Below are 18,723 nucleotides of genomic sequence, written 5' to 3' on the forward strand. Positions count from 1 at the left end.
GGTGATTAAAGAAAATTTATTTGTTTTTAACAGGGGATGGTTAATACGATTGAACGTTACCTGTAGATATAACCGATATGAGAATTGAAGGTTGCGGCTTTCAAATGAAAGCCGCAGATATCAAGGGGGAAAGCGCATTTACCAAATACGAATGCGTTGTTCAGGTTCAAGGTATAATTTGCTGTCTTTATCGACACCGAAAGTTTGATACCATTCATCCATATTACGAACAACACCATTGGCACGGAACTGGTTAGGGCTATGTGGGTCGGTCAAAATTTTATTACGCTCGGACTCTTTGTTGGATAACTCTTGCCAAGTTCTTGCCCAAGAAATAAAGAATCGTTGCAGACCGGTTGTCCCATCAATAATTGGCGCTTCACCATTTGGATAATTCTCTTTAACGAATTGCTTATAAGCGCTCAGAGCAATGTTCAGCCCGCCTAAATCACCGATGTTTTCACCCAATGTGAGTTGACCATTAACCTTTTGTCCATCAACGGAGAAGCTATTATATTGTTCAACCAGTTTATCGGTTTTTTGTTTAAAGTGCTGTTTAGAGTCATCACTCCACCAGTTACGCAACTGACCAGTACCATCATACAAGCTGCCTTGGTCATCAAACCCATGGCCCATTTCATGGCCAATTACAGCGCCAATTGCGCCATAGTTATAGGCAGGGTCAACATTAGGATCAAAGAAAGGTGCCTGTAGTATTGCGGCTGGGAACACTATCTCATTTTGCACTGGGTTAAAGTATGCATTAATGGTTTGAGGCGTCATCCCCCATTCCCATTTACGGACAGGTTGTCCTATCTTACTCATATTGTCGTTATAGACCCAGTTTAAGACCTGTTTGTAGTTATCCAGTAGCGTATCGGGTTTTAGATTGATACTACTGAAATCATTCCATTTGTCAGGGTAACCCACTTTAACGGTAAATTGCTCAAGTTTTTTAAGCGCTTCTTGGCGTGTTGCATCATCCATCCAATCATTATCTTTTAAGCGAGAATTAAACGTTCCTCTGACATAGCTGACAAGATCGGTAATTTTCGCTTTTGATTCAGGGTTGAAATATTTCTCAACATAGATTTGCCCCATAGGCTCGCCCTGTAAGCGATTGACGGTTTCCAGAGCACGCTCTTTGCGTGTCCGCTGTTTTTCTACGCCGTTAAGTTTACGCGAATAAAAATCAAAGCGGGCGTCAGAAAAATCGCGATTCAAATAGGGGGCTTGATCACTTAAATAGTGAAAACGTAGGTAGTCTTGAAGTGTCGATACAGGGGTATTGGCATAAATTTTGGCTAATTGCTCTACTGCGGTATCCGTTTCAACTATCACCTTATTCAATTGTTTGTCTGAAAGTTGCCACTGTTGAATAAAGTTATCCCATGCAAAGCCTTGAGTGAACTTTTTCATATCGTTCAGTGTCATTGGGTGATAATTTTTGATTGTGTCACGGCGCGCTTCTGGGCTCCAATGAGCCTGTGCCATTGATTTTTCCAGTGCGAAAATTTGTTGGGCTTTTTTCTCAACATCATTTTCGCCCGCCAGTTTTAAGATAGTGGCAATATAGGCGATATAATTTTTGCGGATCTCCTCCATCTGCGGGGTATCGTCGAGGTAATAATTACGGTTCGGTAAGCCTAAACCGCCTTGCCCAAGGTATAAAACATAAGTATCCGGCTGCTTAGCATCCAAGTCTACCCAATAAGAAATAAATGGCGTATAGGCCGGAAGTGCCATTAATTTACTAATATCATTATGATTTTTTGCATTAGTAATTGCATCAAGGTCATCTTTGAGAGGGCTTATTCCTATTTTTTCTATCGCGTCTTCATTAAGATAACTTACATATAAATTACGAATATTGCGTTGATTATGATTGAGTTCCTTCTCTGGTGAGCTTTGCAACTGATCGATAATGCTTTGTAGTTGTTTCTCTGTCGTGAGGTATAACTCAACAAATGAGTTAATGCGCGGCATGCCTGTTGGGATCTTCGCTTTGCTTATCCAGTCCTGATTGACGTAGCGATAAAAATCATCCCCTGAAGCGATATTATCAGATAAAACAATCTTTTGGTCGCCATAAGAAACTTCTTTGGCATAAAGGCTAGGCGCTATAGCGATGGTTGACATACTGATAAGGAGCGCCAAAATTTTTTTCTGCATGTAATACCCTCTCTTCGTTGAGAATTATTGTTTCCATTACTTAAGATTAAAGCCGATTCATTTATCTTGCAAAACTGCCTATCAGCTATTCAAGCATAGATTGGGAAAATTTAAATGTAACTTTGCATTTTCTTACTAGTTAACAATGAAGATAATTTCAAATTTAAACTATTTTAGGTGAAATTTTATCATCTAGCTATTCACACTCAGCATAATGATGATATATTGGTTATATCAAATCATATACATATAGCTTTTAGTTATAAATAATAATTTTTAGCTATAGCGAATTTCTTACGGCTCTGTATAGGTGGACCTAAAAATGAAATTGCAGCAATTACGTTATATTGTTGAGGTGGTGAATCATGACTTGAATGTCTCTGCAACCGCTGAAGGGTTATTTACCTCACAGCCGGGTATTAGCAAACAAGTGCGTATGTTGGAAGACGAATTGGGGATCCAAATTTTTGCTCGCAGCGGAAAACATCTCACTCATGTTACGCCAGCAGGGGAAGAAGTTATCCGTATTTCACGGGAAGTGCTTTCAAAAATTGAGGCGATCCGTTCCGTTGCAGGGGAGCATACTTATCCAGATAAAGGCACTTTGCATATTGCAACAACACATACTCAGGCACGTTATGCGCTTCCGCCGGTAATCAAAGGTTTTATCGAGCGCTATCCGCATGTCTCACTGCATATGCAACAAGGTTCCCCAACGCAAATCGCAGAGGAAGTTTGCAAAGGGAATAGTGATTTTGCGATCGCTACTGAAGCGTTACACCTATACAGTGACTTGATCATGCTACCTTGTTATCACTGGAACCGCTGTGTTGTGGTGCAAAAAGGGCATCCGTTAGCCGAAAAGAAAAATGTGACGATTGAAGATGTTGCACAATACCAAATCGTAACATATACCCATGGTTTTACGGGGCGTTCTGAATTAGATGTGGCATTCCAAAAAGCCAATTTAGAACCTAAAATTATTTTTACGGCGACAGATGCGGATGTTATCAAGACCTATGTAAGGCTTGGGTTGGGCATTGGGATTATTGCCAGTATGGCGGTTAACCCAGAGTTGGATAGTGATCTGGTTGTCATCGATATGCGCGATAAATTCAGTTATAGCACAACGAAAATTGGCTTCAAACGTACCAGTTTTTTACGTAGCTATATGTATGACTTTATTTGGCGATTTGCCCCTCATTTAACCCGTGATGTTGTAGATAGGGCGATTGCACTGCGCAACAATGAAGATATTGAGGAAATGTTTAAAGACATTAAATTGCCTATCATCTAACTTTAGGTTGCCTTTCAAACGAGAGCTAAGCTTTTAGTGACTGATGTGAATTCAACTAGAAGCTTAGTGACTCACTTTTTTGTTCTCTATTTAGCTATTCCAATGTCAGCGTTCAATTGACAAGTTCAAAATCCTAGCATTCTACTACTCTTTTTATGAGTCACTTGGCTAAATTTCCCCGCCATTTACTGTTTTTTTGATGATAAGCACAGCAAATTTATGGATTTGACACAAAATCCATAAAGTAAATATTTTCAGCAACTATAATTACAACTAATTAACAAATTCACTGTAATTTGTTAGGTAAATAAGATGACCGATAATCATCATAAAAAACCAAGGAGGAGTTATGTCGTTGAGTCTTAAAACACAGAGTGCAGCAACACTCAGTGTCGGAAGCAAGCTCTATAATTACTTCAGTCTACCGATTGCGACTCAGCAACTCGGTGATGCCACAAAACTACCCAAATCCCTTAAAGTATTACTTGAAAACTTATTGCGAAATATTGATGGCAAATCGGTAGTAGAAGCCGATCTGCAAGCCATTATTGATTGGCAGAAAACAGGGCATGCAGATAGAGAAATTGCTTACCGACCAGCTCGGGTACTAATGCAAGACTTTACGGGTGTACCTGCGGTCGTGGATTTAGCTGCAATGCGTGAAGCGGTTAAATCATTAGGTGGTAATGTTGAGCAAGTCAATCCTCTCTCGCCAGTTGATCTGGTCATTGACCACTCGGTAATGGTTGATGAATTTGCCACGGATAAAGCATTTGATGACAACGTTGAAATTGAGATGAAGCGTAACCATGAACGCTACCTCTTTTTACGTTGGGGGCAAAAAGCCTTTAATCGCTTTAGGGTTGTGCCACCAGGAACCGGTATTTGCCACCAAGTCAACTTAGAGTATTTAGGTAAAGCGGTTTGGTATGAAGAGGTGGATGGGAAGTTATATGCTTATCCAGATACCCTTGTGGGCACCGACTCGCATACCACGATGATCAACGGTCTTGGCGTATTAGGCTGGGGGGTTGGTGGGATTGAAGCCGAAGCTGCAATGCTAGGTCAACCGGTATCCATGCTGATCCCAGACGTTGTCGGTTTTAAACTGACGGGTAAATTGCGTGAAGGTATTACAGCGACAGACTTGGTACTGACAGTCACACAAATGCTACGTAAGCATGGTGTTGTCGGTAAATTTGTTGAATTTTATGGTGATGGTTTAGCTGATCTTCCGCTGGCTGATAGGGCGACTATCGCCAATATGTCTCCTGAGTATGGTGCTACTTGCGGATTCTTCCCTGTCGATAACGTCACATTAGATTATATGAAGTTAACTGGGCGCAGCGATGATGAAATTGCGCTGGTGGAAGCCTATTGTAAAGAGCAAGGTTTATGGCGTCATGCGGGTGATGAACCTATCTTTACGAGCACATTAGAATTGGATATGTCGACGGTGGAATCTAGTTTAGCCGGCCCTAAACGTCCACAAGATCGTGTTGAACTGGGTCAAGTTCCGCAAGCATTCCAAGCCGCTATTGAGCTGGAGCTTAACAAAAAAGAGAAAGATGCACATCCGACAGTCAATTATCAAGGACAAACCTTTGAAATGACCGATGGTGCTGTTGTGATTGCAGCGATTACTTCTTGTACGAACACATCAAACCCAAGTGTGTTGATGGCGGCAGGTTTACTCGCTAAAAAAGCGGTAGAAAAAGGTCTAACTCGTCAACCTTGGGTGAAATCCTCGTTGGCACCAGGCTCTAAGGTGGTAACGGATTATTTAGCTCTGGCAGGACTAACACCTTATCTTGATAAACTCGGCTTTAACTTAGTGGGGTATGGCTGTACAACCTGTATAGGTAACTCTGGGCCATTACCTGATCCGATTGAGCAAGCGATCAAAGAGGCGGATTTAACCGTTGGTGCGGTATTGTCGGGTAACCGTAACTTTGAAGGCCGTATCCATCCTTTAGTCAAAACGAACTGGTTAGCGTCACCTCCGCTGGTGGTTGCTTATGCGTTAGCGGGTAACATGAATATTAATGTTAAAACTGACTCATTAGGCAAAGACGCACAAGGTCATGATGTCTATCTAAAAGATATTTGGCCATCCAGTGCTGAAATTGCTCAAGCCGTTGAAAAAGTTAAAACAGAAATGTTCCGCAAAGAGTACAGTGCGGTTTTCGATGGTGATGAGGCATGGCAAGCATTACAAGTGGCAAGCTCTTCCACGTATGATTGGCAGCCAGATTCGACTTATATTCGCCATCCACCGTTCTTTGAAGGGATGAAAGCAGAGCCGGAAGTGGTTCAAGATATTCATGGCGCACATATCTTGGCAATATTGGGTGATTCGGTAACGACTGACCATATTTCACCTGCGGGTAATATCAAAGCGGATAGTCCAGCTGGGCGTTATTTGCAAGAGCATGGCGTAGCTGCCGCCGATTTTAACTCATATGGCTCTCGTCGTGGTAACCATGAAGTGATGATGCGTGGTACGTTCGCCAATATCCGTATTCGCAACGAAATGGTGCCGGGGGTTGAAGGTGGATATACGAAACATATCCCTACAGGTAAACAGATGGCGATCTATGATGCGGCGATGCTGTATCAAAAGGAAAAGCTGCCTCTCGCTATCATTGCAGGTAAAGAATACGGTTCTGGCTCAAGCCGTGACTGGGCGGCTAAAGGTACTAATTTACTTGGTGTCCGTGTCGTTATTGCGGAATCGTACGAACGTATTCACCGCTCTAACTTAATTGGTATGGGGGTTATCCCATTAGAGTTCCCACAAGGTACAACGCGTAAGACATTGGGCCTTAAAGGGGATGAACGTATCGATATAGAACACTTGCAATCCATTGAGCCGGGTCAACATATTATTGTGAAAATTACCTATGGTGATGGACAGGTCAAAGAAATTGCAACACGTTGCCGTATTGATACCTCAACAGAAATGGAATATTACCGTCATGGTGGCATCCTGCATTATGTGATCCGCCAAATGCTCCATTAATCTTTAATCTCTAAGTTAACAACGCCCATCTGTGTTTGTTTGCACGATGGGCGTTTTTTATTGTTATTTCGCAATATATGAGGATTGAGTCTAGGCTATGATGATTGCCTATCTATATTGAGTGATGCAGAGATATCATTTTAAAAATTTCGTTATTGGAAAGAGGTATGTTTTACTTTTTATCGTGAGGCAAAAACGAGTAGAGATTATGGCTCATATTTAAACTAGCCAAGATAAATGTGGGGTTGCTGACATTAAATCAGACGTCACAAAACCAATAAAATCACCAACGTGAGGTATTAATATATGGCAGATATTAACGCAACGGATTTTTACAAAGGGGCGCTTTGGGCGGCTGACATTTTAATTACCACCTCGCCAAATCATCATTATTTAGATGAAGTCCGAGATATTCTTGAACATATTCCGAATCTCTATTCCATTGTCATGCAAACCCCAGAAACTGAAGTCTGCGATCTTCGTTTATTGGTTGATAGGGAATTCCCATTAGGACGAAATGCCGATTATGCCTCGTTTGAAATCGTACCATTATCTTTCGCTAATGAGATAGTTACAATGCCAGAAAAATCGCCAGTTCCAGATGAAATCTATCAAACAAGAGAGGATATTGGATCATGGGGCGTTGTGGCTAATACATTGAATGGCGAACAGAAATTACTTATTACGGGTCTCTATGAACCTCGCATTGCGTTAAATTATGCTCAGCGCTTTACAGAGCAACTGGCAGCACAAAAAGCATAACAGGCGATTTTGTTTAAGTACCCTCAAACATTGCTGTTTATTAAAATAACATGCCCGCTAATCGACTCGACAGCGGGCATGTTGTTATTTCTCACGCGCTCATTATCGTGACAAAATTTTATCTTCGGCTAATTGCAGGGCAAAATAGGTGAAAATCATATCAGCGCCAGCCCGTTTGATAGAGCCTAATGTTTCCAGAGTGACGCGGGTTTCATCGATAGCCCCAGCCATTGCAGCAAATTTAATTTGTGCATATTCACCACTGACTTGATAAGCACCGATAGGCAATTCAGTACGTTCACGTAGGTCACGAATAATATCAAGGTAGGCACCTGCTGGTTTAACCATCAATGCATCCGCGCCTTCTTGTACGTCAATTAAGGATTCATGAATTGCCTCACGGCGGTTCATTGGATTCATTTGATAGGTTTTGCGATCCCCTTTTAAACAAGAGCCTGCCGCGTCTCTAAATGGGCCATAGAGTGCTGACGCAAATTTAGTCGAATAAGACATAATGGCGGTATCTTTAAAACCAGCTGCATCTAGAGCTTGGCGGATAGCGGCAACTTGCCCATCCATTGCAGCAGAAGGGGCGATAAAATCAGCACCTGCACGGGCGGCTGCAACAGCTTGTAAACCTAAATTATGGATAGTGGCATCGTTATCAACGATATCGCCATGCATTACCCCACAATGGCCGTGTGAAGTGTATTCACAAAAACAGGTATCTGACATCACAATCATTTCAGGTACTGTCTCTTTACAGATACGAGACATGCGTGCGACAAGGCCATTTTCTTGCCAAGCATCACTCCCTGTTTCATCCAAATGATGAGAGACGCCAAAAGTCATAACAGATTTAATACCTGCTTTGGCAATACGCTCTATTTCATAAGCTAAACGTTTTTCTGGAATACGTACAACACCTGGCATGCTGTCAATTTGCTTATAATCATCAAGCCCTTCCTCAACAAAGATTGGAAGGCACAGGTCATTAAGAGAAAGATGCGTTTCTTGGAAGAGATCACGCATTTTTTCAGTCTTACGTAATCTTCTCATGCGTTGGATAGAATGCAGGTTATTCACCGTAGCTCCTTGTTATCAGAAAAATAAACTTAACGTATTAAATTTATTCATCGAGATCATTGTTGATAAACAGTATAAACCTTATGAAATGAAAGTGAATATATCAATCGGCAAAAGTGCTACAACCGATTGTTATCATTTTAATATTAGTCAAGGAAGAGCAGTGTCATACTCTTCCATTATGAGAAGGATTATTGATGTTTAAATAACATGTGGCCCATTTTCTCAGCTTTAATATCGAGATAATGAGCATTACTTGGATTGCGACCAACAATTAATGGCACACGTTCAACGACATTAATACCTGCTTCACGCATGATATTTATTTTCTTTGGATTATTAGTTAATAAGCGAACCTCATTAATACCTAATAACTTATACATATCAGAGCAGAGCGTAAAGTCGCGTTCATCCGCTTTGAAGCCTAGTTTGAGATTGGCTTCTACGGTGTCTAGACCTTGATCTTGCAAGGCATAAGCACGAATTTTATTAATTAGGCCGATATTACGACCCTCTTGGCGATGATAGAGCAGTACGCCTCGACCTTCTTTGCTGATCTGAGACAGTGCCGCTTCTAATTGGAAGCCACAATCACAGCGTAAACTGAATAATGCATCTCCGGTTAAGCATTCCGAGTGGATCCGACTGAGAACAGGCTCTGGACCTGAAATATCGCCAAAAATCAGTGCGACATGGTCACGACCTGTTGCGATTTCCTCAAACCCTACCATTAAAAATTCGCCGAAAGGAGTTGGTAATTTGGCTTCGGCAACGCGTTTTAGCTGCATATTTTCATTCATTAGTTGAGATAACTCTTGCTTAATTAATAACGTTAATCGATAAAAATATTGCTTATCGATACTATATGACATCTAGCATATAGCGCAGACATTTATTTGCACACAGTCCACTATGCATTACTATAACAGAGTTAATCATTTGTGAATCTAATTTTATTGATTCGAACAGTCAACTGACATGGATAGCATAAAATGAATAAATCAATTTACCCGATATTAGTCTTTGCTGTTTTATTAATCATACCTCCTACAGCGTTACTGATGGTAGGGTGGAGTTGGCTGCCGTCTCAGAATGTAGAATCGGTTAAATGGTTATTTTGGCTAACAGAAACGGCTGGTCTCCCTTATAGTCTGATAACCTCTATCGTATTATTAGCCTTGACCCTTTATATCTGTAAACCAAAGTTGAAAAGTGTCCTTCAATGGGTTGTTATTGTTGTATGCTGTATTTTGGTAGGACAAGGGATCAAAAGCGTTGTTAAGAATAGTTTCCAAGAGCCACGCCCATATGTGGTTTGGCTAGAAAAAGAATATGGGCTTTCAGCGACAGAATTTTATGACTTAAAAAGAAAGCAGCGAGCAGACGTTATCAAACAAACCGTTAAACAAAGTGATCAGGTTCCTTCATGGTTACGCAAACATTGGCAAGCGGAAACTGGCTACTCATTTCCTTCTGGGCATGTACTATTTGCGGCAGGCTGGGCACTTTTATTGATTGGATTATTTTGGCAGCGTCGTCAATATGCACTTGCCATCGTGCTGGCGGTATGGGCGGAAGCTATCGTATTTAGTCGGTTATTATTAGGGATGCATTGGCCTTCAGATGCAATCGCTTCTATTATCATTAGTGCAATTTTGGCGATGATTGCGTGTACGCTCTTAAGGGATAAAACACCCAATTTGAGTGAAAGTAAAAACATGTAGGTTAAATAAGGTTCAATATACATTAACAAAGTGGGCGTATAAGATAAATTACTTTGTCTGAGTGCGCCAGAAATGCTACCTTATCAGGTAGATAATTTGTTTTCATAAGAACGGATAACGGGAAAGAATGTGAAATATTTTCTGATATTATTACTAGCTGTGGTTATTTTTATTATTTCAATCACGCTAGGCTCAAGCAATAATCAGGTTATTACATTTAACTACCTGATTGCACAAGGAGATTTTGCATTATCTTCACTTTTAGCCTCTTTGTTTGGTGTCGGCTTTGTACTGGGTTGGTTAGTTGCAGGGCTATTTTATCTGCGTGCTGTGGTGAGCTTGAAAAATGCACGCCGTAAAATTAGACGTCTTGAATCACAATTGAGTGTGGATGATAAAACCATCTCTGAATCTACAGAAGTTGTGGCTCAAAAGAGCAAGGAATAATCTTGTATGTTTGAGTTGCTGTTTCTGTTGTTACCTGTCGCCGCTGCATACGGCTGGTATATGGGGCGTCGAAGCGCTCAACAAGACAAGCAGCAACATGCTAACCGCCTGTCACGTGATTATGTTACGGGCGTTAACTTTCTTTTATCAAATCAGCAAGACAAAGCGGTTGATTTATTCCTTGATATGCTCAAGGAAGACAGTTCCGCCTTTGAAGCGCATTTAACCTTAGGTAATTTATTTCGTTCACGTGGTGAAGTTGAACGAGCCATCCGTATTCATCAGTCACTTGTTGAAAGTGCCGCATTATCCTTTGAACAACGCTTATTAGCCACGCAACAACTCGGTCGTGATTATATGGCCGCAGGGGTTTACGATCGTGCTGAAAATATGTTCCAGCAATTGACGGATGAGGTGGATTTTAAGCAAAGTGCACTACAGTCATTATTGGCGATTTTTCAATTAACCAGTGATTGGACGAAAGCAATCGAAACGGCGACTAAGTTGGTTAAATTGGGTAATGAAGAGTTACGCGAAAATATTGCGCATTTTTATTGTGAATTAGCCAATCAACACTTAGGCAGTGACGATCTTGATGGAGCTTTAAGTCTTCTGAATAAAGCCGAACAGGCGGATAAAAATTGTGCCCGTGTTTCAATTATGAAAGGGCGAATTTTTATCGAGCAGGAACATTACGACAAAGCTATCAATGTTCTTAAACAAGTCTACGAACAAGATAGAGAGCTGGTGGCTGAAACTTTACCTTTACTTTATGATTGCTATCAACAAATCGCAGATATGGATGCTTGGGAAGTGTATCTACGCCAATGTGTTGCGGGTAATACGGGGGCAGTCGCTGAACTGTATCTCGCCGACATTATTGTTGAGAAGCAAAGTCATGAAGCCGCCGCAAGTTATATTAACGATCAGATTCAACGTCACCCAACAATGCGGTTATTTTATCGTTTGATGGATTACCATTTAAAAGAAGCAGAAGAAGGGCGAGCAAAAGAGAGCCTGATTTTGCTGCGGAAAATGGTCGGGGAACAAATTAGAACCAAACCTGACTATCGTTGCCACAAATGTGGTTTTACTTCGCATTCATTATATTGGCACTGCCCGTCTTGTCGTTCATGGGACACCATTAAGCCAATTCGTGGTTTAGATGGGCAGTGACAGCGTCACTTTATTACCAAATATGATTAAGGCTACTACTAAATGATTTCTTCAACTGAGAACCACGCTCGCGTATCTACTCACTCGCCAGTTATTGTTGCGCTCGATTATGAAGATGCAAACGCGGCATTGGCATTTGTTGATCTTATTGATCCGCGTGAATGTCGTTTGAAAGTCGGTAAAGAGATGTTTACCTTCAATGGCCCTCAATTTGTGAAATCACTACACCAACGTGGTTTTGATGTATTTCTCGATTTAAAATTTCACGATATTCCTAATACGGTTGCGCGTGCGGTTGGGGCAGCAGCAGAAATGGGCGTTTGGATGGTTAACGTTCATGCTGGTGGTGGCAGCCGTATGATGGAAGCGGCTCGTCAGGCATTAGAGCCTTATGGAAAAGAGGCGCCATTATTAACAGCGGTCACTGTTTTAACCAGTATGGATCAATCCGATCTGACTGGCATTGGTATTAATGCTACGCCAGCTGAGCATGCTGAACGTTTAGCTTTATTGACAAAAGCGTGTGGCTTAGATGGTGTGGTGTGTTCAGCACATGAAGCTGCAAGACTGAAATCATTGTGTGGTGATGATTTTAAATTAGTGACACCAGGTATTCGCCCAATTGGTAGTGATGTTGGGGATCAGCGCCGTATCATGACACCTCAAGAAGCATTAAAAGTCGGGGTTGATTATATGGTTATCGGCCGTCCTATTACGCGTAGTGATAACCCTGCACTCACATTAAAGCAGATCAACCAATCTATTAAGGATTGTGCATGAAGGATACAAATAGCCGTTTAGTGTATAGCACGGATATCGGTCGCATCGAAGAGGAAAAACCGAAAGCACAACGCCCAAAAGGAGATGGTATTGTCAGGATCCGCCGTGAAACATCGGGTCGCAAAGGCAAGGGCGTTTGCGTGGTGACAGGACTCGATCTTGAAGATGATGCACTGGCTAAATTGGCCGCGGAATTAAAGAAAAAATGTGGTTGCGGTGGCTCAGTAAAAGACGGTGATATTGAAATTCAGGGTGATAAGAGAGAGCTGATTAAGCAACTTCTTGAAGCAAAAGGTTATCAAGTGAAGTTAGCGGGTGGATAACACAATATAGGATAAGGGGGCATCCCCCCTTATCCATAGATTTATTTTCCGACTTGGTTACCAATAATCCCACCAACTGCAGCGCCACCAACCGTTCCCAGTGCACTACCGCCCGTTAGGATAGCACCGCCTACAGCACCTACGCCAGCACCTACAGCCGTATTCTTATCTCGCTTTGACATATTAGAGCATGCGCTAACGCTTATTGCGATAAGGGTTGCAAGTGTGAATGTCATAATGCGTTTACTTGTCGTGTTCATTTTAGTGACTCCGAGTTTTAAGGACGCTACCAAATTATCACAATCAGTAATTATACGAATCAGAATTATCGGGAATTAATGTATATAAAAAGCGACAATATATCTGAGTGGAACTCATTAAGAAGGAAAAGTAAGAAACAATATGCTACTGCTAAAACCAGTAGCATATTTATTATAGCATCAAAAGTAATTATGCGGCAGGGCGAGCAACAATATTGCGAGTTTCCATACGTACTTCAGCGATATTAACATTAATAATATCGTTGAGTTTGTATGCGGGTTCGCCTTTGATTAACACGCTACCTGTTTCTTGGCTGCACTGGATCTCATCGCGTACAGCGTGTAAGAACGGCGCTGGAATAAAGGCTACGGCACCATTGTCGGTTAACCTCACTCGTACACCACCACGTGTGATATCGATAATTTCCGCAGGGAATGCCTTGTCTGTACCTTCGAAAGGTTTTAAAAAGCGCGCATATAACCAATCACCAACATCACGTTCAGCCATGCGATTGGCTCGGCGACGCTCCGCTAATTTAATCGATAACTCTTCTGTCGGTTTATCAGTTGAGGGTTTACCCGCAATAACCGATTTAAGTAGACGATGGTTAACAATATCCGTGTATTTACGGATTGGTGATGTCCACGTTGCGTAAGCTTCAAAACCTAATCCAAAGTGAGGGCCGGGTTCGCCTTTGACTTCTGCAAAGGTTTGGAATCGACGAATGCGGCTATCTAAGAATTGTGTCGGTTGTGCATCTAATTGGCGGCGTAGTTGGCGGAAACCTTCTAAGGTGAGCAGGGATTCGGCCGTTGTCTCAATACCATGCTCTTTCAATGTTTGTACAACTTGCTCTATTTGTAATGGCTCAAAGCCCATATGAACGTTGAATACGCCAAAACCTAATGTGTTTTTGAGCTGTGTTGCGGCACACAAGTTAGCGGTGATCATCGCTTCTTCGACAATACGGTTTGCCGTACGGCGGCTTTCGACGACGATGTCAATAACATTCCCTTTGTCATCTAATAAGAAACGATAGTCAGGGCGATCTTTAAAGACTAACGCATTTTGTTGACGCCATTGATGACGCTTATCCGCCATTTCTTTCAGTAATTCAATCTGTTGCTGATCTACATCATTAGTTGGTTGCCAGCTACCTGATTTTTCTAGCCAATCGGAAACTTCGTCATAAACCAGCTTTGATTTAGACTCAACCCATGCACTGAAAAACTGAATATCTTCAGCTAGGTTACCATCATCCAAAATGGTTGCGGCACACACTAATGCTGGACGGCGCTCATTTGGGCGTAAAGAGCAGAGGTTATCTGAAAGCTCACGAGGTAACATCGGAATATTAAAGCCAGGCAAGTAGTTCGTATAAGCGCGAGCTAAAGCGAGCTTATCTAATTCACTGCCTTCTTTGATATAACTGGTTGGATCCGCGATAGCGATATAAAGTTTTAAATGACCGTCTGCTGTTCTTTCAATATACAGAGCATCATCCATATCTTCTGTACTTGCACTGTCGATAGTCACGAAATGCAGGTCGGTAAGGTCAACACGCTCAATGCCTTCATCATCGCGTTCACTGTGAACCATTTGCGGCTCAGCACGATCAAGTTGATGACGACGTAAAGTGACCCACCAAGGGGCGAAATGGTCATTAGCATCGGTGATGTACTCAGTGATATCAGCGTAAAAACCTTTATCACCTTTTAAAGGATGGCGACGCATCTGTGCAACAACCCAATCACCTTGAGCAAATTCATGGTCGATGTCTTTTACTGGGCGACAAGAAATAGCATCTTTTAGCAGTGGGTGATCAGGGATCACAAATAAGCGGTTGTCATTATCTTTCTTCTGAATGCGCCCGACAAAGCGGCTGAGAAAGGGTTCAACAAGTTCTTCTGGTTCAGCGAATTCACGGTCTTTGTCTGTATGAATGGCCGCGATAACGCGATCGCCATGCATCACTTTTTTCATTTGTGGAGGTGGAACAAAGTAGCTTTTTTGGCCATCTACTTCGAGAAAACCGAAACCTTTATCGGTGCTTTTTACCAATCCTTCAACGCGAGGCGTTTGGGAGTGCAGTTGCTGTTTAAGTTGCGCGAGCAATGGGTTGTCTTGGAACATACTTACCGTTTTTATGGAGGTTGAGTTTGGCTCCCATTGTTACGTAAGACAAAGTCTTAGAGCAAGAAAAAATTTGCATTGTGAACAAATAACTGGGAGCAGTGTAATGTTAATTCTCAGGGTACACCTTATCTTTAAATTCGCAGAGATCTTCAATAATACAAGACCCACAGCGCGGTTTGCGTGCGATACAGGTATAGCGACCATGTAAAATGAACCAATGATGGCAGTCGACTTTAAACTCTGTGGGAACGACTTTGAGAAGTTTTTCTTCGACTTCAACGACATTTTTACCTGGAGCAAAATTGGTACGATTACAAACTCGAAAAATATGCGTATCAACAGCAATGGTTGGCCAGCCAAAAGCCGTGTTTAACACCACATTTGCTGTTTTACGACCAACGCCGGGTAAGGCCTCTAAAGCTGCGCGATCTTCAGGAACTTGGCTATTATGCTTTTCAATTAAGATTTTGCAGGTTTTGATAACACTTTCAGCTTTAGTGTTAAACAGACCAATTGTTTTTATATACTCTTTGATACCATCGACGCCCAAAGCGAGCATGGCTTCAGGAGTATTAGCGACAGGATATAATTTGGCTGTTGCTTTATTAACGCTGACATCAGTCGCCTGTGCAGATAACAAAACCGCTATCAACAGCTCAAAAGGGGAGTTAAATTGTAACTCAGTTGTTGGATTGGGATTGTTATCGCGCAGGCGAGTCAATATCTCAATACGTTTTGATTTATTCATAGCTCACAATTAATCTTATCTAGAAATATGGCTGCCGCATCCTTGTTCTTTTTGGTATTCACGTTCAGGTTGTTGGCCCGATTTTAGGGCGGCTCGTTTTTTCATTTTCTCATCAATTAAATATTTGCCCGCAAGCATCAGGGCGAGGCCGATAAAGGCGCCCGGTGGCAGCATAGCGAGTAAAAATGGTGAGTCAAGGTGTAAAACCTCTATTCGCAATGATTTAGCCCATGATCCTAGTAGTAAATCCGCACCGTCAAACAGTGTGCCATTACCTAAAATCTCGCGCATAGCCCCTAAAACGAACAAGGCTGCCGTTGCACCTAACCCCATCGCAAGGCCATCAATAGCAGAAAGTGGTACAGGATTCCGTGAGGCATAAGCCTCAGCGCGACCAATTACAATACAGTTGGTCACAATCAGCGGAATAAATATGCCCAGCGATTCATATAGGCCAAACGCATAGGCGTTAATAAGCATCTGTACTGCACTAACGACAGAGGCAATGATCATAACATAAATAGGAATACGAATTTCAGCTGGTACCCAACGACGAAATGCGGATACGGCAACATTGGTACAGACCAGCACTAATGTTGTAGCAAGTCCTAACCCTAATGCATTGGTCGCTGTTGATGAAACAGCCAGTAATGGGCATAGGCCTAAAAGCTGTACAAGTGCCGAGTTGTTTTTCCATAAGCCCTGTACAAAAAGTTCTTTAGATTGACTCATAATTATTCAGCTCCACAAATAGGATAGCTAGAGAGATTTTGTGGTATTTTTTGCATAAAAACGGCGGTACGTTTGGTCGCATTAACAACCGCTCTTGGGGTTATGGTTGCCCCAGTAAATTGGTCAAAATCACCGCCATCTTTTTTAACTGCCCATTTGGGGTCATGGTCGGATTCAACTTTCCCTGTGAGCAAAGTGATCCAGTTTGAAATTCGTGTTTCAATTTTATCGCCGAGACCCGGTGTTTCATGATGCTCTGTCACTCTAACACCTAGCACATTTCCATTAAAATCTGCACCGACTAAGAGATGTATTGCACCTGAATAGCCGTCGGGTGCTGTAGATTCAAGGGCGGCGGCAACAGGCTCACCATTCTTTCTCGCAATATATAACCGATGTGGTTGCTTGCTGCCTAGCTCAGCTTCTGCTCCGACTAAATAACACTCCTGCCCAAATGCATTATCATACAGGCTAGTTGGTACGACTTGGTCAAGTAGCTGTTTTTGTACGATCGCCGCTTGTTGTGCGATTGTCTCTTTCGTTAAGGTATAAACAGCCGCACTAAGTGCAGTTGTGCCGGCTGCAAAAATAGCCAAGATGGCTCCATGACGACGCATTGTGTTTAACATATAGGCTCCTTACTTATGTCCATGCCCGTATGCACGAGGTTGCGTATAATGGTCAATGAGAGGCACCGCAATATTAGTTAGTAGCACAGCGAAAGCGACAGCATCGGGATAACCACCGTAAACACGGATTAGCCACACTAATAAGCCAATCATTACACCATAAATCAAGCGGCCTTTTGGTGTCGTCGATGCCGTAACTGGATCTGTTGCAATAAAAAATGCCCCTAGCATAGTTGCGCCGGAGAGTAACTGTACTAGTGGTGGCGAGTAGCGACCATCATCTAATAACCAACTGACTACTGAACAGAATGCTAAGGTGGCAAGGAATGAAACAGGGATCTGCCAACTAATAATCCGACGGTTTAACATTATGAGGCCGCCGATTAAATAGGCAATATTGACCCATTGCCAACCAATACCCGCCAGAGAGCCTTGTAAAATTGGTTGCTGTAAAACATCAGAAATCGAATGGGTTAATAGCCCTGTTTTAAAGCTGTCTAATGGTGTTGCTTGGCTCATTCCATCGACACCCATTCGCAAGGCATCCAGCGTGATCCCCGTTGGAGTATGTCCAGTGAAGATAATTGAAAGGCTCTCTAGTGCATTGATATTAAGAGTCTGTAATTCAGAGGGCGGGAGCCAACTGGTCATTTGTACAGGAAAAGAAATTAGTAATACGACATAACCCACCATTGCAGGGTTAAATGGATTTTGCCCCAAACCACCATAACATTGTTTAGCAATGATCACGGCAAAGGCAGTTCCAAGAACGATCATCCACCAAGGTGCTAATGGCGGTAGACTCACACCCAGTAATAGCGCGGTAACAATGGCTGAATTATCTTTAAGAACGTTAATAACGGGCTTTTTACGTAAACGGATAGCGATGCCTTCTGTGATCACAGCAGCCAGCATGGCTAAAACAATTTGATAGAGAGTGCCAATACCAAAGAAGTAAATTTGTGCTGCAATACCCGGTATCGCAGCCAATAAAACCCAAAGCATAACAAGACTAGTGCTTTGGTTATCATGGGTAAATGGCGCGCTAGCGATTTTTAAACGACGGTTATTTGGATCAATAGGCCTAAATTTCATGGTGTTTAATCACTTACTCTATCATTGTTTGTTCGTTTTGTTTTTGAGCTTGTTTGGCTTTTACGCGAGCTATCGCCGCAGCAACCGCAACTTTACGAGGATCTGTTTCTTCTTCAATGGGTTGTTCAGCAGCAGGTGACAGCATTTCCTCCTCACTCACTTGAGCCTCAAGTTGTGCTTTCTCTTGGGCTGCTTTTTTCGCTTTGGCACGGGCAATAGCGGCAGCGACTGCGGCTTTACGCGGATCAATGTCGGCTGGCTCAGTTTCTGCCGTTGCAGGTTCAACTTCTGCTTGTTGCGCTGCTTTTTTCGCTTTGGCACGGGCAATAGCAG

General features: G+C 42.3%; 17 protein-coding genes and 1 pseudogene. 8 read left to right on the forward strand and 10 right to left on the reverse strand.

The window, feature by feature from the left end; translation table 11 throughout:
* Window positions 1–138 precede the first annotated feature (138 nt).
* Window positions 139–2,172: a M13 family metallopeptidase gene (locus PSE69_RS17285; RefSeq protein ID WP_004920153.1), complete on the reverse strand. Its 2,034-nt coding sequence runs from the start codon at window positions 2,170–2,172 to the stop codon at window positions 139–141.
* Window positions 2,173–2,494: 322 nt separating this feature from the next.
* On the opposite strand from PSE69_RS17285, the gene cysB reads away from it, so the two are divergent.
* The 3 genes from cysB to PSE69_RS17300 all read left to right on the forward strand — a co-directional run bounded on the left by cysB (window position 2,495) and on the right by PSE69_RS17300 (window position 7,253).
* A complete protein-coding gene (cysB, locus tag PSE69_RS17290; RefSeq protein ID WP_004920151.1) occupies window positions 2,495–3,469 on the forward strand; it encodes an HTH-type transcriptional regulator CysB in 975 nt (324 codons plus the stop codon).
* Between the two features lie 349 nt (window positions 3,470–3,818).
* The gene (gene acnA, locus PSE69_RS17295; RefSeq protein WP_121874640.1) at window positions 3,819–6,491 is read left to right on the forward strand and encodes an aconitate hydratase AcnA; all 2,673 of its coding nucleotides are present in this window, start codon (window positions 3,819–3,821) and stop codon (window positions 6,489–6,491) included.
* A 306-nt stretch (window positions 6,492–6,797) separates the two neighbouring features.
* Window positions 6,798–7,253, forward strand: a complete 456-nt coding sequence (locus tag PSE69_RS17300; RefSeq protein WP_004920143.1) for a hypothetical protein — start codon at window positions 6,798–6,800, stop codon at window positions 7,251–7,253.
* Between the two features lie 102 nt (window positions 7,254–7,355).
* Here PSE69_RS17300 and hemB read toward each other — a convergent pair whose 3' ends face one another.
* A complete protein-coding gene (gene hemB / locus PSE69_RS17305) occupies window positions 7,356–8,339 on the reverse strand; it encodes a porphobilinogen synthase (protein ID WP_014656045.1) in 984 nt (327 codons plus the stop codon).
* A 191-nt stretch (window positions 8,340–8,530) separates the two neighbouring features.
* On the reverse strand, window positions 8,531–9,127 hold the full coding sequence (gene ribA / locus PSE69_RS17310) for a GTP cyclohydrolase II (protein WP_121874651.1): 597 nt from the start codon (window positions 9,125–9,127) through the stop codon (window positions 8,531–8,533).
* A 204-nt stretch (window positions 9,128–9,331) separates the two neighbouring features.
* On the opposite strand from ribA, the gene pgpB reads away from it, so the two are divergent.
* The 5 genes from pgpB (at window position 9,332) to yciH (ending at window position 12,789) form a co-directional block, all read left to right on the forward strand.
* Window positions 9,332–10,063, forward strand: coding sequence for a phosphatidylglycerophosphatase B (gene pgpB, locus PSE69_RS17315; protein ID WP_121874641.1), 732 nt, complete (start codon window positions 9,332–9,334; stop codon window positions 10,061–10,063).
* Window positions 10,064–10,192: 129 nt separating this feature from the next.
* Window positions 10,193–10,510 (forward strand): LapA family protein, encoded by a 318-nt coding sequence (locus PSE69_RS17320; RefSeq protein ID WP_004920126.1) that lies wholly within the window; start codon window positions 10,193–10,195, stop codon window positions 10,508–10,510.
* Window positions 10,511–10,516: 6 nt separating this feature from the next.
* A complete protein-coding gene (gene lapB / locus PSE69_RS17325) occupies window positions 10,517–11,686 on the forward strand; it encodes a lipopolysaccharide assembly protein LapB (RefSeq protein WP_004920122.1) in 1,170 nt (389 codons plus the stop codon).
* Between the two features lie 42 nt (window positions 11,687–11,728).
* Window positions 11,729–12,466 carry an orotidine-5'-phosphate decarboxylase gene (gene pyrF, locus PSE69_RS17330; RefSeq protein ID WP_004920118.1) on the forward strand — a complete coding sequence of 246 codons (738 nt, stop codon included), beginning with the start codon at window positions 11,729–11,731 and terminating at the stop codon, window positions 12,464–12,466.
* Window positions 12,463–12,789 carry a stress response translation initiation inhibitor YciH gene (gene yciH, locus PSE69_RS17335; RefSeq protein WP_004920116.1) on the forward strand — a complete coding sequence of 109 codons (327 nt, stop codon included), beginning with the start codon at window positions 12,463–12,465 and terminating at the stop codon, window positions 12,787–12,789. Before pyrF ends, yciH begins: the two co-directional genes overlap by 4 nt.
* 41 nt (window positions 12,790–12,830) lie before the next feature.
* Here the strand turns inward: yciH and osmB are convergent, their stop codons facing one another.
* From osmB to PSE69_RS17370, 7 genes and pseudogenes are all read right to left on the reverse strand, one after another.
* A complete protein-coding gene (osmB, locus tag PSE69_RS17340) occupies window positions 12,831–13,049 on the reverse strand; it encodes an osmotically-inducible lipoprotein OsmB (protein ID WP_004920113.1) in 219 nt (72 codons plus the stop codon).
* A gap of 190 nt (window positions 13,050–13,239) precedes the next feature.
* The gene (locus PSE69_RS17345) at window positions 13,240–15,183 is read right to left on the reverse strand and encodes an exoribonuclease II (RefSeq protein WP_060561043.1); all 1,944 of its coding nucleotides are present in this window, start codon (window positions 15,181–15,183) and stop codon (window positions 13,240–13,242) included.
* 109 nt (window positions 15,184–15,292) lie between these two features.
* Window positions 15,293–15,934, reverse strand: a complete 642-nt coding sequence (gene nth / locus PSE69_RS17350) for an endonuclease III (protein WP_014656041.1) — start codon at window positions 15,932–15,934, stop codon at window positions 15,293–15,295.
* A 15-nt stretch (window positions 15,935–15,949) separates the two neighbouring features.
* A complete protein-coding gene (locus PSE69_RS17355; protein WP_004920103.1) occupies window positions 15,950–16,666 on the reverse strand; it encodes an electron transport complex subunit E in 717 nt (238 codons plus the stop codon).
* Window positions 16,667–16,668: 2 nt separating this feature from the next.
* Window positions 16,669–17,295 carry an electron transport complex subunit RsxG gene (gene rsxG, locus PSE69_RS17360; RefSeq protein ID WP_004920100.1) on the reverse strand — a complete coding sequence of 209 codons (627 nt, stop codon included), beginning with the start codon at window positions 17,293–17,295 and terminating at the stop codon, window positions 16,669–16,671.
* Window positions 17,296–17,304: 9 nt separating this feature from the next.
* Complete coding sequence (gene rsxD / locus PSE69_RS17365; protein ID WP_004920098.1) at window positions 17,305–18,390, reverse strand: electron transport complex subunit RsxD; 1,086 nt, start codon at window positions 18,388–18,390, stop codon at window positions 17,305–17,307.
* Between the two features lie 13 nt (window positions 18,391–18,403).
* Window positions 18,404–18,723 (reverse strand): annotated as a pseudogene (locus PSE69_RS17370) (electron transport complex subunit RsxC); the annotation flags it as partial.

This window comes from Providencia sp. PROV122 (genome assembly GCF_028482365.1).
GTDB classification, from domain to species: Bacteria; Pseudomonadota; Gammaproteobacteria; order Enterobacterales; family Enterobacteriaceae; genus Providencia; species Providencia stuartii.

Coding starts and splice junctions, on each gene's coding strand:
- PSE69_RS17285 (WP_004920153.1), bottom strand. CDS start 2,172: ATGCAGAAAAAAATTTTGGCGCTCCTTATCAGTATGTCAACCATCGCT.
- cysB (WP_004920151.1), top strand. CDS start 2,495: ATGAAATTGCAGCAATTACGTTATATTGTTGAGGTGGTGAATCATGAC.
- acnA (WP_121874640.1), top strand. CDS start 3,819: ATGTCGTTGAGTCTTAAAACACAGAGTGCAGCAACACTCAGTGTCGGA.
- PSE69_RS17300 (WP_004920143.1), top strand. CDS start 6,798: ATGGCAGATATTAACGCAACGGATTTTTACAAAGGGGCGCTTTGGGCG.
- ribA (WP_121874651.1), bottom strand. CDS start 9,127: ATGCAGCTAAAACGCGTTGCCGAAGCCAAATTACCAACTCCTTTCGGC.
- pgpB (WP_121874641.1), top strand. CDS start 9,332: ATGAATAAATCAATTTACCCGATATTAGTCTTTGCTGTTTTATTAATC.
- lapB (WP_004920122.1), top strand. CDS start 10,517: ATGTTTGAGTTGCTGTTTCTGTTGTTACCTGTCGCCGCTGCATACGGC.
- pyrF (WP_004920118.1), top strand. CDS start 11,729: ATGATTTCTTCAACTGAGAACCACGCTCGCGTATCTACTCACTCGCCA.
- yciH (WP_004920116.1), top strand. CDS start 12,463: ATGAAGGATACAAATAGCCGTTTAGTGTATAGCACGGATATCGGTCGC.
- osmB (WP_004920113.1), bottom strand. CDS start 13,049: ATGAACACGACAAGTAAACGCATTATGACATTCACACTTGCAACCCTT.
- PSE69_RS17345 (WP_060561043.1), bottom strand. CDS start 15,183: ATGTTCCAAGACAACCCATTGCTCGCGCAACTTAAACAGCAACTGCAC.
- nth (WP_014656041.1), bottom strand. CDS start 15,934: ATGAATAAATCAAAACGTATTGAGATATTGACTCGCCTGCGCGATAAC.
- PSE69_RS17355 (WP_004920103.1), bottom strand. CDS start 16,666: ATGAGTCAATCTAAAGAACTTTTTGTACAGGGCTTATGGAAAAACAAC.
- rsxG (WP_004920100.1), bottom strand. CDS start 17,295: ATGTTAAACACAATGCGTCGTCATGGAGCCATCTTGGCTATTTTTGCA.
- rsxD (WP_004920098.1), bottom strand. CDS start 18,390: ATGAAATTTAGGCCTATTGATCCAAATAACCGTCGTTTAAAAATCGCT.